Origin of the sequence: Streptomyces sp. NPDC051018 (assembly GCF_044456085.1) — a bacterium.
Classification (GTDB): Bacteria; Actinomycetota; Actinomycetes; order Streptomycetales; family Streptomycetaceae; genus Streptomyces.
The window spans coordinates 79,736-95,692 of sequence record NZ_JBITFN010000024.1 but is presented as its reverse complement, the minus strand read 5'-3'; the positions used below and the strand labels follow the sequence as shown (position 1 = coordinate 95,692).

Below are 15,957 nucleotides of genomic sequence, written 5' to 3'. Positions count from 1 at the left end.
ACGTCCCTCCCCTCATTCCCCGCCGCGGAGGATGGAGTTGCCCTCGTGGAGGGCGTCCGGCGCGGGGACGTCGAGCTGGAGCCGGCCGCTGATGCCGTAGAAGGCGACCGGGTTGCGCCACAGGACCCGGTCCACGTCGTCGTCGGAGAATCCGGCGGCGAGCATGGCGTCGCCGACCTTGCGGGTCTTCAGCGGGTCGCTCTTGCCCCAGTCGGCGGCGGAGTTGACCAGCACCTTCTCCGTGCCGTACGTCCGCAGGACGGCGACCATGCGGTCCTCGTCCATCTTGGTGTCCGGGTAGACGGAGAAGCCGAGCCAGCAGCCGCTGTCCTTGGCGTGCTGGACCGTCGTCTCGTTGAGGTGGTCGAGCAGGACGTGCTCGGGGGGAAGGGCGGACTCGCGGACGACGTCGACGGTGCGGTGCAGTCCGGCGAGCTTGTCGCGGTGCGGGGTGTGCACGAGGGCGGGCAGCCCGTGGTCGGCGGCGAGCTGGAGCTGGGCGGCGAGCGCGGTGTCCTCGGCGGGGGTCATCGAGTCGTAGCCGATCTCGCCGACGGCGACGACGGAGTCCTTGACGAGGTAGCGGGGCAGCTCGTCGAGTACGGGGGTGCAGCGCGGGTCGCCCGCCTCCTTGGGGTTCAGCGCGATGGTGCAGTGGTGGGCTATGCCGTACTGGGCGGCCCGGAAGGGCTCCCAGCCGAGCAGCGCGTCGAAGTAGTCGTAGAAGCTCTCGGGCGAGGTACGGGGCTGGCCCAGCCAGAAGGAGGGCTCGACCAGGGCGCGGACTCCGGCCGCGTACATGGCTTCGTAGTCGTCCGTGGTGCGGGAGGTCATATGGATGTGGGGGTCGAAGATGCGCATCAGGACTCCTCGGAGTGCTCACCCGTGAGGGTCAGCACGCGGATCAGATCGGGGGGTGTGGCACGGCCAGCGGCCGTGCGCTCTGCGGCGAAGTCGGTGAGCATCCTGGCGAGTTCGGCATCTCCCGCGGCGCGGCGCTCCAGAGCGGCGACGGCGTCGAGGCCCACACCCGTGAAAAGGCACTTCAGGATGGCGTGCCGCCAGGCGTGGGTGTCCAGGTGCTCGGCGGCGTAGGGGCCGACGGCCGCGGCGACCAGCCGGGTGTCGTTGGTGCGCAAGGCGTCCTCGACGAGCGGGAGCGCGGCGTCGGGCGGGGTGAGGCCGCCGAGGCCGGGCAGGGCGAGGAGGAGCGCGCGGCGCTCGGAGGCGGTGCCCCGCGCGTAGAGCCGGATGAGGGTGCCGGCACCGGGCCCGGCCCCTGCTCCGGCCTCGGTGAGGAGCAGGACGCGTACGGAGTCGGCGTGTTCCTGGCCGCAGCGGCGGCCCGCCTCGGCGAACCGCAGCTCCCAGGCGGGTGTCCGCCCCGGCGGTGAGGTGGTGCCCGCGGTGGGGCCGCCGCGGGCGTCGGCGGCGGTCTTCAGGGCCGCGTCGAGCCAGGCGCGGGCGCTGTCGTCGAGGAGGGCGTCGAGTTCCTCGCGGGACCTCAGCATGCCGTCGCTCCCTTCGCGCGGAGGAACTCGATGGACGCACGGGCCTGTTCGGGGCCCGCGTGGGAGTGCCGGGGCAGTTCCACGACGGTCAGTCCCTGGTAACCGGTTGCGGCGAGCGCCTCCAGCACGGGCGGGAAGTCGATCTCGCCGTCTCCGAACGGAAGGTGCTCATGGACACCCCGGCGCATGTCCTCGATCTGCACATGGCGCAGCCAGGGCGCCGCCTCCCGTACACACTCGGCGGGCGACAGCTCCTCCAGGCACTGGCAGTGCCCGATGTCGAGCGTGAGCCCGAGGTGCCCGGGGTCGCCGAGCAGCGAGCGCAGCCGGTGGAAGTCGTCGATGGTGGCGAGGAGATGCCCGGGTTCGGGCTCCACGGCCAGGGGGACACCGGCGGCTTCGGCGGCGTCGAGCACGGGCGAAAGGGACTCCGCGAGCCGCTTCCACGCGGTGTCCGGGTCGGTGCCCTCGGGGGTGATTCCGCTGAAGCAGTGCAGGGCGCGGGCGCCGAGATCGGCGGCGACGCGTACGGAGGTGATCAGCAGGTCCCTGCGGGCGGCCCGGGCGCCGGGGTCGGCGTCGAGGAGCGTGGGGCCGTGCTTGCGGCGCGGGTCGAGCACATAGCGGGCGCCGGTCTCGACGGTGACGTCGAGCCCCAGTTCGGCGAGGCGGGCGGCGGTCTCCCGGGTGCGCGCGGCGAGGCCGGGCGCGAGCGGGTCGAGATGCATATGGTCGAGGGTCAGTCCGACTCCGTCGTATCCGAGGTCGGCGAGCAGCGCGAGGGCGTCGGTGAGACGGAGGTCGGTGAGCCCGTTGGTGCCGTAGCCGAAACGGAGTCCGGGGGCGGGCGCGGGGGCCCGACCGGGCACGGAGGCGCCATCGGGCATGGGGGCCCGACCGGGCACGGGTGCCGGTGCGGTGCCAAAGGCCGGCGTGGGGCCGGTAGGCGCCGGGCCGGAGGGCGGCGTGGGGCTCATGTGGGGCTGACCTTTCGTGCGAGTGCGCGGGCGAGCGGGACGAGGCCCGTCAGCGCGAGTGCCGTCGCGGTGCCGGTGGTGTTTCCGGCGCGGGCCGCGAGGGCGGCCTGGAGCGGGATCATGGCCCGGATGCCTCCGCCGACGGCCCGCTGGGTGAGCGGCGGGGAGGGGTTGAGCGCGGCGTGCGCGAAGCCCTTCCCGGCGGTACGGACATAGGTGCCCGCGAGCCCGGTGGCGATCAGCGAGGCCGGGGTACGCCCCGTACTCTCCCCCGCGGCGAACAGTCCGGTCCCCAGCGTCGCGGCGAGCGCGGCGAGCGGAACTCCGGTCGATCCTCCCTGGGTCTCGTGCCGTGACACGGAGGTGACGGCGTAGGTGTGCGCGCCGAGCGCGAGCGCGGCGGGCAGGGCGCGGGCGGTCTCGGGGCCGCGGACGGGCCCGCGAGCCCGTCGTGCCGGCTCCGCACGGTTCACCGCCCGGGCGCCGGGGACCGGGCCCGTTGTCCTGACCGCCGGGGACGGGGAGGCGGGCGCCTGACGGAATCCGTGCGGCCGTGCGCCGGTACGGGAGCCGGGCCGGGGGGCGCCCGGCCCGGCGGGGGCGGGGGCCGGGGTTCCGCCGGAGCGGACCGGCCGGCCGGTGCCGGACGCCCGGGACGCCGTGGCCGTGGCACCCAGCAGCAGATCCAGGGATCGCGCCGCCGCCATGGCCGCGGGGCCCGCCTTGGTGTGCTTGAGACGGATGTCGTAGGACCAGACGGTGGCGGCCAGCGCGGTGGCCACGGCCAGCGCGGGGCGGCCAGCGCGGGAGGCGAGGGCGAGGCCGGTGGCCGTGAGGACGGCTGCCGCCGTGAGTGCGGCCCGGGGGGTGATCCGTCCGGAGGGGATCGGGCGGTGCGGGCGGTCGATCGCGTCCTCGTCGCGGTCCGCCCAGTCGTTGAGCGCCATGCCCGCCTCGTACAGGCACAGCGAGGTGCCGATGGCGAGCGCGGTGCCCCGGCCGGGGCGCACTCCGATGGCGGCGGCTCCCGCGAGGGCGTCGCCGGGGACGGTCAGCAGGGCGGACACCCTCAGCAGTTCGGCCCATGCGCCGAGCCGTTCACGGGTGGTGGCACGGCCCGCCGGTTCCGGGCCGTGGTCCCGCGGGGGTCCCGCAGGGGTCCCCGGCCCGTCGCCGCCAGAGGAACGTACCGGCTCGTGCTCGGGCACATCGCCGCTGGACGACCCTGCCGACATCTGCGGGGGCACATCGCCGCTGGACGAACCTGCCGACTCCTGCTCGGGCACAACACCGCTGGACGAACCTGCCGGCACCTGCGCCGGGACCTCGCCGCCCGAGGACCGTACGGCGGCCCCGTGCCCGGCTCCGGACCCCTGACCGGAGTCGGGCACCGCCGGGGCACCGCCGGGATCGTGACCGATGGATCCGGACACGCCGCTGGACTCGTGGCCGGTGTCCCCGGGGCCGTGGCCGATGGCCTCCCGTCCGCCGGGTTCCCGCCCGGCACCCGGGCCCTGGTCACCGACGGCACCGGCGCCGCCGGCAGCGCCCCGGAAGGAGCCCACGGCCGGGCCCGACGGGCCGGACCCGCCGGCCCTGGTCACCGACCCGCCGCTCACGGAGCCGACGGCGACCGCCCCGGCGTCGGGGGACCCGAGGTGCGCCGACCCCGCGTCCGGGGACGCGAGATGCGCACGGGCCGGCCCGGTCACCGCCGGAACCGTCCGCCGCTGCGGAACCGCCGGCATGTCCGGGACCACGGGGATCACCGGAATCTCCGGTATCGCCGGGGAGGTGCCCCGGGGGCGCGCCGACCGCACCCCCGGGACGGACTGCCCGGGCGCCCGGGCTGCTCCGGACGCCCGGAGTTCCCTCTCCCCGTGCCGGGGCGGAGTCCCGCCGGGCTCGGGCGCGAGGCGCCGCGCCAGCCCCGCGAGGGCTTCGGCGGCCACCCGGCGGACGGCCGCCGTGCGGCCGGGGCGCGTACGGAGGAATCCGCCGGCCGCGCCGGGGCCACCGCTCCCGCCCCCGGGGCCCGCGGTGGTCATCCGGCCCAGCAGGGTCACCGGACCTCCCTCAGCCGCCGGGCGAACGCGAGCAGTTCGCCGTACTGCTCGGACAGCGCCGCGGGGCCGTTGTCCGGGTCCTTGAAGTAGAAGCCGAGCCCGGGCAGGGGCCCGGAGAGGCCGGCCTCGTGGGCACGGGCCACCAGCCGGGCGAGATCGAGGACGAGGGGCGCCGCGAGCGCGGAGTCGCAGCCCTGCCAGATGGTCTGGAGGATCATGCGGGAGCCGAGGAAGCCGTCGAAGGCGATGTGGTCCCAGGCGGTCTTCCAGTCGCCGAGCGCGGGAACGTCGTCGATATGGACCTCGCCCTCGGGTGTCCGCCCGAGGACATCGCTCAGTACCCGTTCCTTGCCGGCGTTCTTGGCCGCCGCCGCGGCCGGGTCGGCCAGCGCTGCTCCGTCCCCGCCGCCGAGGAGATTCGTGCCGGACCAGGCCCGTACGGGCAGGGCGCGTTGCACGAACATCGGGGCGAGCACGGAACGGAGCAGCGTCTGACCTGTCTTGCCGTCGCGGCCGGCGTGGGGAAGTCCGCCGGCCTCGGCGGCGTCCATGAGGTCCGGGGTGCGCAGCCCGGTGGACGGGGTGAAGTTCACGAACGGGCAGCCGGCTCGGACCGCGGCCGCCGCGTAGAGGGAGCTGGGGGCGAGCCGCTGGGCGCCCGGCTCGGGAAGGGGCTCGGTGGAGGCCACATTGACGACCACGACGCGGGCCAGTTCATGGCGGTCGCGGAAGGCGTGGAGGTCGGCGGCGAAGGTGCCGATGAGTTCCTCGTCGGTGCGGCCGTCGCCGGGCAGCGGGCCTCCGGGGCGTATCTCCCCGTCGGCCGCTTCGAGTTCGCCGCGGATCGCGGTGGCGAGGCCGTGCGGCAGTACTCCGGCCCAGGTCAGCTCCTCGGCCCGCTTGGTCAGCGGGGTGCAGGCGGTGTCATGACCGCCGAAGACCAGGGACGGCAGGGAGGGCAGTCCGGCGTGGGTGAACGGATCGGTCTCGGTGACCATGCCGGTCGGCGGATGCAGCCCGGCGGTGACCGCCGCGCATCCGGCGACGGCCGTGGTGGCCACGGAACCGCGCGCTCCGACGAACCAGACTCCGGTGCGTACCCGGTCACCGCCGCCTGCGTGCTCGACGGTGCGTGCTGTGTCGCTCGTCACGGACTGCCTCCCTGCCAGAATCACGTACTCGTGTCACCGATGGTCACTGCTGTGACGGGGTTGGTTGGGTGACGGCGGGCGGGGGGTACGGCGCCTCCCCGCCCGCCGCCGTCTCGGGTCCTCTAGGAGGACAGCTCCTTGAGGGTGATGTTGCGGAAGGACACCTGGTCACCGGCTCCGTGGTTCTGGAGGCCGATGTAGCCGTCCTTCAGGCTGCGCTTCGGGTCCTTGTTGGTGAAGTCGTTGATCTTCGCGCCGTTCAGGAAGACCTGGACACGCTCACCCTGGACCTTGATCTCGTACTGGTTCCACTGCCCCGGAGGCCGCAGCACCCGGTCGCGGGCCTTGAGGTCCGCCGACTTGAAGCCGTAGACCGAACCGGTGGTCCGCGCGGGGGCGTCCGTGGCGTCGATCTGGATCTCGTAGCCGTTGTTCACGGCCGACCAGGGGTCGTCGGAGGCGGGGAAGCCGATGAAGATCCCGGAGTTGTCGTCACCGTCGAGCTTCCAGTCCATCTTCAGGGAGTACGACTTCAGCTCCTTGGCCTGGTACCAGAGCATTCCCATGCCGCCCTCGGACCGCAGCTCACCGTTGACCACGTTGAACTTGCCGGGACCGGCCTGCTTCCAGCCGTTGGTGGTCTTGCCGTTGAAGATGGTCCGCTCACCCGTGTCGGGCTTGCAGTCCGCCTTCACCTGGCCGGACGCGTAGCGCAGACCGCCCAGCAGGTGGTCGCGGAAGGCCGGCTCGGCGTACGACTCCTTGGTGTGGCCGCCGCCGGTGTAGAAGGAACGGCCGCCCTCGTAGGTCTGGCACCAGGCGATGGGGTGGTCGCCCTTCATGGTGCCGCCCTGGTAGGTGGTCTCGTCGAGGGACGCCAGCACCTTGGCCTGCTCACGCGGGTTGGTGCCGTAGTTGTACCACTCGTCGGTCCGCACCCACTCCTCGCCCAGGTGCTTGGTGGCGGGGTGCTTGTGGTCCTCGACCCGCACGGTCGCGGGCTGGATCTGCGGGTGACCGGAGAAGTAGGCGCCGACGAGGCCGCCGTAGAACTTCCAGTCGTACTCGGTGTCGGCCGCCGCGTGGACGCCCATGTAGCCGCCGCCGGTGGCGACGTAGTTCTCGAACGCCTTCTGCTGCTCGGCGTTGAGGACGTCACCGGTGGTGGAGAGGAAGACGACCGCGTCGTAGCGGGCCAGGTTGCTGGTGGTGAACTGGGCGGCGGACTCGGTGGAGTCGACCGTGATGTTGCTGGTCTTGCCCAGCTCCTTCAGGGCCGCGGTGCCGGCCGGGATCGCGTCGTGGCGGAAGCCTGCCGTCTTGGAGAAGACGAGGACGCGCTTGTTGGTGCGGTCCGGCGGGGTGTTGGAGAGCTCGAAGTCGTCGATGTCGTAGAGCGCTCCGGCGCCGCCCTTGAAGACCAGGAACAGCTCGGTGGACTTCTTCGGCACACCCCTCAGCGGGATGTCGATGTCCTGGAAGGTCTCCCAGCTGCCGGTCACGGGCACGGGCCCGGAACCGAGGATCTTACCGGTCGGAGATCCGGTGCGGACCTCCAGGAAGCCGCCCGCTCCGCCGCTGGAGATTCGCGCGGTGAGCTTGGTCGAGCCGCTCAGGTTGTACGGCTTGAACGAGATCCAGTCGTCGTTGTCGATGTCACCGACGGTCTTGCCGCCGTTGGCGGCGGGCTTGTCGTAGGTGCGGATGCCGGACTGGGCGCTGAAGTGCTCGGCCTGGCGGTGGCGCGGCTGGAGCTGCACCTGGTCGTTGGTGGTCAGGGGCGCCTGGCCGCCACCGCCGTTGTCGGTGTACTCGGCCGCGAAGACGCCGTAGATGTTGGCGTTGGGGTCGTGCCCGCCCTCACCCGAGGTCTTGATGGTGCCCGAGCAGCCGTTGGCGGAGGTCAGCTTGTGCGCGTGGCTGTCGTGGCCGAGGAGGTAGTTGACCGTGACCTTCGTGCAGTCGATGGCCCCGGCTTCCTCGTCCTCGGGGTCGGTCACCTTCACCTTGAAGGGGACCTCGTCGCCGAAGTTGAACAGCGCGCCGTCGGCGGGCAGTTCGAGCGTCACCTTCGGGGCGGTGTTGCCGACCACGATCTGGACGCTGGCGGCGGCGGTGCGGCCGGTCGGGTCCTTGACGGTGACGGTCGCCGTGTAGGTGCCGTTCTTCTTGTACCGGTACGAGGGGTTGGCCTCGGTGGACTTGCCGCCGTCGCCGAAGTCCCAGGCGTACGTCAGGGCGTCGCCGTCGGGGTCGGCGCTTCCCTCGGAGGAGAAGTTGACCCGCAGCGGGCCCTTGCCGGACGTCTTGTCCGCCTTGGCCTCGGCCGAGGGCGAGCGTCCGCCGGTCGCGTTCTCGATGCGGTACAGCGCCGAGTGCTCGTTGCCGCCGAACCAGGCGGTGCCGTAGTCCAGGACGTACAGCGCGCCGTCGGGGCCGAACTGCATGTCCATGACCTGGGTGCCGCTCCACGGGAACGGGTTGATCTTGGAGACCGCGCCGTCCGGGCCCTGCTCGATCCGCTTGATCCAGCGGCGGCCGAACTCACCGGCGAAGTAGTTCCCGTCGTACGCCTCGGGGAACTTCACCGGGGACGGGTTGTCCTTGTCGTACTGGTAGACCGGTCCGCCCATCGGGGACTCGCCGCCGCCGCCGAACTCGGGCACGGAAGCGCCGTCGTAGGGGATCCACGCCTTCTTGGCGGGCGGCAGGTCGACGAGGCCGGTGTTGTGCGGGGACTCGTTCTTGGGGGCCGCGCAGTCGAAGGCGGCTCCGGACGTCTTGGTCGCGAAGTCGTAGTCCACGTACGGGACGCCGAAGGTGTTGCACAGCGGCCAGCCGTAGTTGCCCGGCTTGTCGACCTTGACGAAGCCGACCGCGCCGGCGGGACCGCGCTTGGGGTCCGCGGCACCGGCGTCGGGGCCGTAGTCGCCGATGTAGGCGACGCCGGTCTTCTGGTCGACGCTGAAGCGGAAGGGGTTGCGGAAGCCCATCGCGTAGATCTCGGGCCGCGTCTTGGCGGTGCCCGGCGCGAAGAGGTTGCCCTCGGGTATGGAGTACGAGCCGTCCGCGTTCACCTTGATGCGCAGCAGCTTGCCGCGCAGGTCGTTGGTGTTGGCGGAGGTCCGGCGGGCGTCGTACGCGGGGTTGCGGTTCGGCCGGTCGTCGATGGGCGAGTAGCCGTCGGAGGCGAACGGGTTGGAGTCGTCACCGGTCGACAGATAGAGGTTGCCCTGTGCGTCGAAGTCGATGTCGCCGCCGACGTGGCAGCAGATGCCCCGGGTCGCGGGGACGTCGAGGATCTTCTTCTCACTGGCGTTGTCGAGGGTGCCGTCGGCCTTGAGGACGAAGCGGGAGAGGCGGTTGACGCTCTCGAACTTCGCGAAGTCCGCGGCGGTCCCCTCGTTGGGGGCGTCACCGGGCGGGGTGTCCATCGGCGGCGCGTAGTAGAGATAGACGAACCGGTTCTCGCTGAACTTCGGGTCCAGGCCGATGCCCTGGAGACCCTCCTCGTCGTGCGAGTAGACCGGGATCTTGCCGACGATCCGGGTGTTGCCCGCGAAGTCGGTCATCCGCAGCTCGCCGTTGCGGGAGGTGTGCAGCACGCTGCGGTCCGGCAGCACCGCCATGGACATCGGCTCGCCGGTCTCGGCGGCGCCCTTGGCGAGGGTGACCTGCTGGAACGATTCGGCGGCCGGCTCGGGATCAGCGGCGGCAGCGAGCTGGGGTGCGGTGAAGCTGAACGAGGTGGCGGCCAGCAGGCCACCGGTGAGGAGCGCGAGTGCTCTGCGCGCTCGTGGTCTTCTTCTGTTCGTGTGCACGAAATTTTCCTCCGGGATGGACCGGTAGAACGGGGCGGGGGTGCCGTGGAACCGGAGTGCGCCGTCACACCGGGGACCACCTATGTCCTGTACACAACTGGGACGGTAGACGGGTTCGTCCAGATCTGAAAGCCCTTGCGCAGAAGGGAAGTTCAACTTTTTCCCAGCGCAGGACAAAGACGGCCCCGGGCAGGCCGGACCGACCCGGCGGCACCTCGGTCCGCCGGGCCATGACATCTGGTCCGAGCTGCTGTTATGGGCCTCGGAGGGGGCTAGTCGCCGCTTCCGAAGGCCGCGTCGAACGAGGCGGTGGGAGGATCGAAATCGAACCGCTTCAGATCGGCAAGCGCTTGTGGCGCACCGGCCAGCCGGTCCATTCCGGCGTCCTCCCACTCCACCGAGATGGGGCCGTCGTAGCCGATCGACCGCAACATCCGGAATACGTCCTCCCAGGGGACGTCACCGTGTCCGGCCGAGACGAAGTCCCAGCCTCGCCGGGGGTCGCCCCACGGCAGATGCGAGCCGAGCCGGCCGTTGCGCCCGTCGAGACGCTTGCGCGCCTCCTTGCAGTCGACGTGGTAGATCCGGTCCCGGAAGTCGTAGAGAAAACCGACCGGGTCCAGGTCCTGCCACACGAAGTGGCTGGGGTCGAAGTTCAGCCCGAAGGCCGGGCGGTGGTCCACGGCCTCCAGGGCGCGCTGGGTGGTCCAGTAGTCGTACGCGATCTCGCTCGGGTGCACCTCGTGGGCGAACCGCACGCCCTCCGCGTCGAAGACGTCGAGAATCGGGTTCCACCGCTCGGCGAAGTCCTCGTAGCCGCGGTCGATCATCGACTCCGGAACCGGCGGGAACATCGCCACCAGATGCCAGATGGACGATCCGGTGAAACCGACGACGGTGTTCACCCCGAAGGCAGCCGCGGCCCGCGCGGTGGCCTTCAGCTCGGCCGCGGCCCGGCGGCGTACGCCCTCGGGCTCACCGTCGCCCCAGATCCGCGCGGGCAGGATGCCCCGGTGCCGCTCGTCGATCGGGTTGTCGCAGACGGCCTGGCCCACCAGATGGTTGGAGATCGCCCAGCACCTGAGGCCGTACTTCTCCAGCAGCGCGTGCCGCCCCGGAAGGTAACCCGGGTCCGCGAGCGCCTTGTCGACCTCGAAGTGGTCCCCCCAGCAGGCCAGCTCAAGACCGTCGTAGCCGAAGTCACGGGCGAGCCGGCACACCTCCTCCAGGGGCAGATCGGCCCACTGACCGGTGAAGAGCGTGAACGGACGTGGCATGGAGACTCCTAGTCCTCTGCCTGTACGGGGGTGTAGACAGCGTTCTTCTCGGCGCTCTCCTCCACCGCGGCGAGCACCCGCTGCACCTGGAGCCCGTCGGCGAACGACGGGTCCGGGTCGCGGCCCGAGGCGATCGCCTCGACCAGATCGCGCGCCTGGTGGGTGAAGGTGTGCTCATAGCCGAGCGCGTGGCCCGGCGGCCACCACGCCTCCAGATACGGATGGTCCGCCTCGGTGACCAGGATGCGCCGGAAACCGGAGGAGGCGGCGGGCTCGGTGTGGTCGTGGAAGGACAGCTCGTTGAGCCGCTCCAGATCGAAGGCGAGCGACCCCAGCTCGCCGTTGATCTCGAACCGCAGGGCGTTCTTGCGGCCCGACGCCATCCGGGTGGCCTCGAAGGAGGCGAGCGCCCCCGAGCCGAGGCGCCCGTTGAACAGGGCCGCGTCGTCCACGGTGACCGTGCCCCGCGCGGTGCCGCCGGAGCCGGAGAGCCCGGCGGAGGCGCCCGCGAGCAGCGGCCGTTCCCGTACGAAGGTCTCCGCCAGGGCCGAGACCCCGACCAGGGGCTCCCCCGCGAGGAACTGCGCCAGGTCGACGATGTGCGCGCCCAGGTCCCCGAGCGCCCCCGAGCCCGCGTGTTCCCGCTGGAGCCGCCAGGTCAGCGGGAACTCCGGGTCCACCAGCCAGTCCTGGAGATAGATGAACCGCAGATGGCGCAGGGCGCCGAGCCGGCCCTCGGCGATCAGCCGGCGCGCGTAGGACACGGCCGGGACCCGCCGGTAGTTGAAGCCCACCATCGCCAGCTGTCCGCGTGCCCGGGCACGCGTCGCCGCGGCCGTCATGGCCTCGGCCTCGGCGACGGTGTTCGCCAGCGGCTTCTCGCACAGCACATGCTTGCCCGCCTCCAGCGCGGCGACCGCGATCTCCGCATGGGAGTCACCCGGGGTGCAGATGTCGACCAGCTGCACGTCGTCCCGGGCTATGAGGTCGCGCCAGTCGGTCTCGGCCGCCGCCCAGCCGTGCTTGTCGGCCGCGGCACGCACGGCTGACGCGTCACGTCCGGCGATCGCGGCGAGGACCGGCCTGACCGGCAGGTCGAAGACCCGGCTCACATTGCGCCAGCCCTGCGAATGGGCGGCTCCCATGAACGAGTATCCGACCATGCCGACGCCGAGTGTCGGCGGAGCGGCCTCACTGTCCCTGTGTTCCATACGGTTTCCTCCTCGTCGGTCTGCGCGTTGGGGGCGGGCGGCCCGGTCAGATGAAGCCGGTGGGCAGGTACTGGTCGACGTTGTCCTTGGTGACGACGGCGGAGTACAGGGTCAGCGAGTTGGGGATCTCCAGCTCGGCCAGACCGCTGATGCCCTTGCCCTGGGCCACGGCCCGGGCCACGTCGATGGCGGAGGCGGCCATCGTCGGCGGGTAGAGCACGGTCGCCTTCAGCACGCTGTTGTCGGCCTTGATGGCGTCCATGGCGGACTTGGCCCCGGCGCCGCCGACCATCAGGAAGTCCTTGCGGCCGGCCTGGGCGATGGCCCGCAGCGCGCCCACGCCCTGGTCGTCGTCGTGGTTCCACAGGGCGTCGAACTGCTTCTGCGCCTGGAGCAGCTGGGCCATCTTGGCCTGGCCGGACTCGACGGTGAAGTCGGCGGCCTGGCGGGCGACCTTCTTGATGTTGGGGTAGTTCTTCAGGGCGTCGTCGAAGCCCTGGGTGCGCTGCTTGGTCAGCTCCAGGTTGTCGAGCCCGGCCAGCTCGATGACCTTGGCGTTGGGCTTGTCCTTGAGCTGCTGGCCGATGTAGTTGCCGGCGTTGAGGCCCATGCCGTAGTTGTCGCCGCCGACGTAGCAGCGGTACGCCTGCGGGGAGGCGAAGATCCGGTCCAGGTTGATGACGGGGATGCCCGCCTTCATGGCCTGGAGGCCGACCTGGGTGAGCGCCTTGCCGTCCGCGGGGAGGATGACGAGGACGTCGACCTTCTTGTTGATCAGGGTCTGGACCTGGCCGATCTGGGCGGCCGTGTCATTGGAGCCCTCGGTGATCTCCAGGGTGACGTCGGAGTACTTCTTCGCCCGCGACTTGGCGTTGTCGTTGATGGCGTTCAGCCAGCCGTGGTCGGCCTGGGGGCCCGCGAAGCCGATGGTGACGGCCTTGCCGGGCGCGTCGTCGGCGACCGGGACGTTCTCGGCGGCCGGCTCCTTCTTCTCGGGCTCGTTGCTGGTGCAGGCGGTGAGGAAGGCGCCGGCGGAGACCGCGGCGGTCCCGAAGAGCAGTCCTCTGCGGCTCGGCTTCGAGTTCTGTGGCATGGCGAATGAAACCCTTCGGCTGGGCGTGGCGTGGGAGAGGGAGGGTCGGGGGTGAACGAGGGTGTTCGTGCGTGCGGAACGGGAGCGGGTGAGCCGGTCAGGCGTCGCCGCTGTTCCGCAGTGTGCGGTGCTGCACCAGGACCGCGGCGACGATGATCGCGCCCTTGGCGATCTGCTGGACGGCGCTCTCCAGGTTGTTGAGGGCGAAGATATTGGTGATCGTGGTGAAGATCAGGACGCCGAGCACGGAGCCGACGATGGTGCCCCGGCCTCCGCTGAGGAGCGTGCCGCCGATGATCGCGGCGGCGATGGCGTCGAGTTCGTAGAGGTTGCCGTTGGTGTTCTGGCCGGAGCCGGAGAGCACGACGAGCATGAAGGCGGCGATACCGCAGCACAGTCCGGACAGCAGGTACAGATAGAGCCGCTGCCGCTTGACGTCGATACCGGCGAGCCGGGCGGCTTCCGCGTTGCCGCCGACGGCGAAGGTGCGGCGGCCGAAGGTCGTCCGGTTGAGCACCAGCCAGCCGATGACGACGACGGCCGCGAAGACCAGCACCAGCGGCGGGATGCCGAGAATGTAGGCGTCCTTGACTCCGAGGTCCAGTACCGATTCGACGGTGACGATCTGGGTCTTGCCGTCGGTGATCTGGAGGGCGAGCCCGCGGGCGGAGGCGAGCATCGCGATGGTGGCGATGAAGGGCACCATACCGCCGTACGCGATCAGCAGTCCGTTCACCAGCCCGCAACCGAGGCCGACGATGATCGCGGTGAAGAGAATGCCCGCGAAGCCGTACTCCTGGGTGGCGAGGGTCGTCGCCCACACCGATGCCAGGGCCACCATCGCGCCCACGGAGAGATCGATGCCGCCGCTGGTGATGACGAAGGTCATGCCGACGGTGACGACACCGATGATGGATGCCTGGGTGAGGACCAGCTGGAGATTGCTCGTGGCGAGGAACTCGTCGGGCTTGGTGAATCCTCCGACCACGATCAGGGCGGCGAGGACGCCGAGCAGGGAGAGATTGCGGACGTCGAGGCGCATGCCGAGCGGACGACGCGAACCCCCGCCCGCCGGTGGCGACTTCACAAGGCTGGGCGGCGCGTCCTGCTGCGCCGGAGAGGCTGGCTGCGTCATGCCGTCGGGGTTCCTTCCATCACAAGGTCGAGTACGCGGTGCTCATCGAGTTCACGGGCGTCGGCCGTGTGCACGACGCTGCCCTCACGCAGCACCAGCACCCGGTCGGCGAGGCCCAGGACTTCGGGCACTTCGCTGGATACGAGAAGTACGGCAAGGCCCTCGTCGGCCAGCCGGCGGATCACTGCGTAGAGTTCGGCGCGCGCTCCGACGTCCACCCCCCGGGTGGGCTCGTCGAGGAGCAGCACCTTGCAGCCGCGCAGCAGCCAGCGGGCCAGTACGGCCTTCTGCTGGTTGCCGCCGGAGAGGGTACGGATACGGGCGTCGGGGTTGTCGGGGCGCAGGGAGAGTTCCCTGGTCGCCTTCTGCGCCTCGGCGCGCTCCGCCCTGCGGTCGATCCAGCCGGCCCGGGAGAAGCGGGAGAGGGTGGAGATCGACACATTGCGGGTGACGGACTCGATCAGCAGCAGGCCCTGGGCCTTGCGCTCCTCGGGGGCGAGTCCGATCCCGGCGCGCACGGCGGAGCCGACGCTGCCGGGGCGCAGGGGCACTCCGTCGACGAGGACCCGGCCGCCGTCGGGCTTGCGGGCGCCGTAGATCGTCTCCAGGATCTCGGAGCGGCCGGAGCCGACGAGCCCGGCGAGGCCGACGATCTCCCCCGGGTACAGCTCCAGGTCGACGGGGGCGAACTCCCCCTTCCTGGTGAGCCCTTCGGCCCTGAGCACGGGCTCCTTGCCGCGGGCGCTCCCGGGCGCGGGGCGCTCGGGAAAGATGTACTCGACGTTCCGTCCGGTCATCAGAGCGACGACCTCGTTGGTCGGTGTGGACTTGGCGGGCAGTCCCACCGCGACGGCCCGGCCGTCCTTGAGGACGGTGACCCGGTCGCCGATACGGCGGATCTCCTCCAGGCGGTGGGAGATGTAGACGACGGCGACACCGTCGGAGGTCAGATCGGCGACGATCCGGAAGAGGTTGTCGACCTCGTCTGGGTCGAGGGCGGCGGAGGGCTCGTCCATCACGATGAGACGTACCTCGTGGGAGAGCGCGCGGGCCATGGAGACGATCTGCTGCTGGGCCGCGGAGAGGTCCCCGACGAGCCGGGCGGGATCGATCTCGGGGTGGCCGAGCCGCTGGAGGAGCCGGGCCGTGGCGGCGCGGGCCTCACCGGCCCTGATGACGAAGCCGGCGGTGGTGGGCTCATGGCCCAGATAGACGTTCTCGGCGACCGACAGCCCCTCCACCAGGTCGAGTTCCTGGTAGATGGTGGCGATGCCGAGTTCCATCGCGGCGATGGGCGACTTGAGCGAGACCTCCTCGTCGCGCCAGGTGATGGTGCCGCCGTCGGGCTGATGGGCTCCGGCGAGCACCTTGATCAGGGTGGACTTGCCCGCGCCGTTCTGCCCGAGGAGACAGTGCACTTCACCGGCGATGACCTCCAGGTCCACGCCGTCGAGCGCGCGGACGCCGGGGAACGACTTAGTGATCCCGGACATGGTGAGCAAGGGTGGTTCTGGTGCCATGACAAATCCCCTCGGCGGGTGCGGCCGCCTGGCGTGTCGCGTGGAACGAGGTGCTGGACGGCGTCTGGTACGTGTGGGGGGCACGAGTGACGTAGAGTGCGCGCGCTCAGGTGAGCGCGGTGCCCGTGCTCGTGGTGGCACGTGTTACCTGTCGCACTGAGCAGTGATGTGATTACTGTCAGTAGTGGATGGAGG

General features: G+C 71.2%; 11 protein-coding genes. All 11 read right to left on the bottom strand.

Annotated features, from left to right (window positions below):
- Positions 1–12 precede the first annotated feature (12 nt).
- The 11 genes from ACIBCM_RS30395 to ACIBCM_RS30345 all read right to left on the bottom strand — a co-directional run bounded on the left by ACIBCM_RS30395 (position 13) and on the right by ACIBCM_RS30345 (position 15,762).
- Positions 13–861, bottom strand: a complete 849-nt coding sequence (locus ACIBCM_RS30395; protein WP_399248798.1) for a TatD family hydrolase — start codon at positions 859–861, stop codon at positions 13–15.
- A complete protein-coding gene (locus ACIBCM_RS30390) occupies positions 861–1,511 on the bottom strand; it encodes an EboA domain-containing protein (protein WP_399248796.1) in 651 nt (216 codons plus the stop codon). Before ACIBCM_RS30390 ends, ACIBCM_RS30395 begins: the two co-directional genes overlap by 1 nt.
- The gene (locus tag ACIBCM_RS30385) at positions 1,505–2,398 is read right to left on the bottom strand and encodes a sugar phosphate isomerase/epimerase family protein (RefSeq protein ID WP_399248794.1); all 894 of its coding nucleotides are present in this window, start codon (positions 2,396–2,398) and stop codon (positions 1,505–1,507) included. Before ACIBCM_RS30385 ends, ACIBCM_RS30390 begins: the two co-directional genes overlap by 7 nt.
- 86 nt (positions 2,399–2,484) lie before the next feature.
- The gene (locus tag ACIBCM_RS30380; RefSeq protein ID WP_399248854.1) at positions 2,485–3,723 is read right to left on the bottom strand and encodes an SCO3242 family prenyltransferase; all 1,239 of its coding nucleotides are present in this window, start codon (positions 3,721–3,723) and stop codon (positions 2,485–2,487) included.
- Positions 3,724–4,550: 827 nt separating this feature from the next.
- Positions 4,551–5,705, bottom strand: coding sequence for an inositol-3-phosphate synthase (locus tag ACIBCM_RS30375; RefSeq protein ID WP_399248792.1), 1,155 nt, complete (start codon positions 5,703–5,705; stop codon positions 4,551–4,553).
- A gap of 122 nt (positions 5,706–5,827) precedes the next feature.
- A complete protein-coding gene (locus ACIBCM_RS30370) occupies positions 5,828–9,526 on the bottom strand; it encodes a ThuA domain-containing protein (RefSeq protein WP_399248790.1) in 3,699 nt (1,232 codons plus the stop codon).
- A gap of 272 nt (positions 9,527–9,798) precedes the next feature.
- On the bottom strand, positions 9,799–10,803 hold the full coding sequence (locus ACIBCM_RS30365) for a sugar phosphate isomerase/epimerase family protein (protein ID WP_399248788.1): 1,005 nt from the start codon (positions 10,801–10,803) through the stop codon (positions 9,799–9,801).
- 8 nt (positions 10,804–10,811) lie between these two features.
- Complete coding sequence (locus ACIBCM_RS30360; protein WP_399248786.1) at positions 10,812–12,014, bottom strand: Gfo/Idh/MocA family protein; 1,203 nt, start codon at positions 12,012–12,014, stop codon at positions 10,812–10,814.
- Between the two features lie 46 nt (positions 12,015–12,060).
- Entirely contained in the window at positions 12,061–13,107 is a 1,047-nt protein-coding gene (locus tag ACIBCM_RS30355; protein ID WP_399248784.1) for a substrate-binding domain-containing protein, read from the bottom strand.
- A 97-nt stretch (positions 13,108–13,204) separates the two neighbouring features.
- On the bottom strand, positions 13,205–14,242 hold the full coding sequence (locus ACIBCM_RS30350) for an ABC transporter permease (RefSeq protein ID WP_399248782.1): 1,038 nt from the start codon (positions 14,240–14,242) through the stop codon (positions 13,205–13,207).
- Entirely contained in the window at positions 14,239–15,762 is a 1,524-nt protein-coding gene (locus ACIBCM_RS30345) for a sugar ABC transporter ATP-binding protein (RefSeq protein WP_399248779.1), read from the bottom strand. The genes ACIBCM_RS30350 and ACIBCM_RS30345 overlap by 4 nt, the downstream gene beginning before the upstream one ends.
- Positions 15,763–15,957 lie beyond the last annotated feature (195 nt).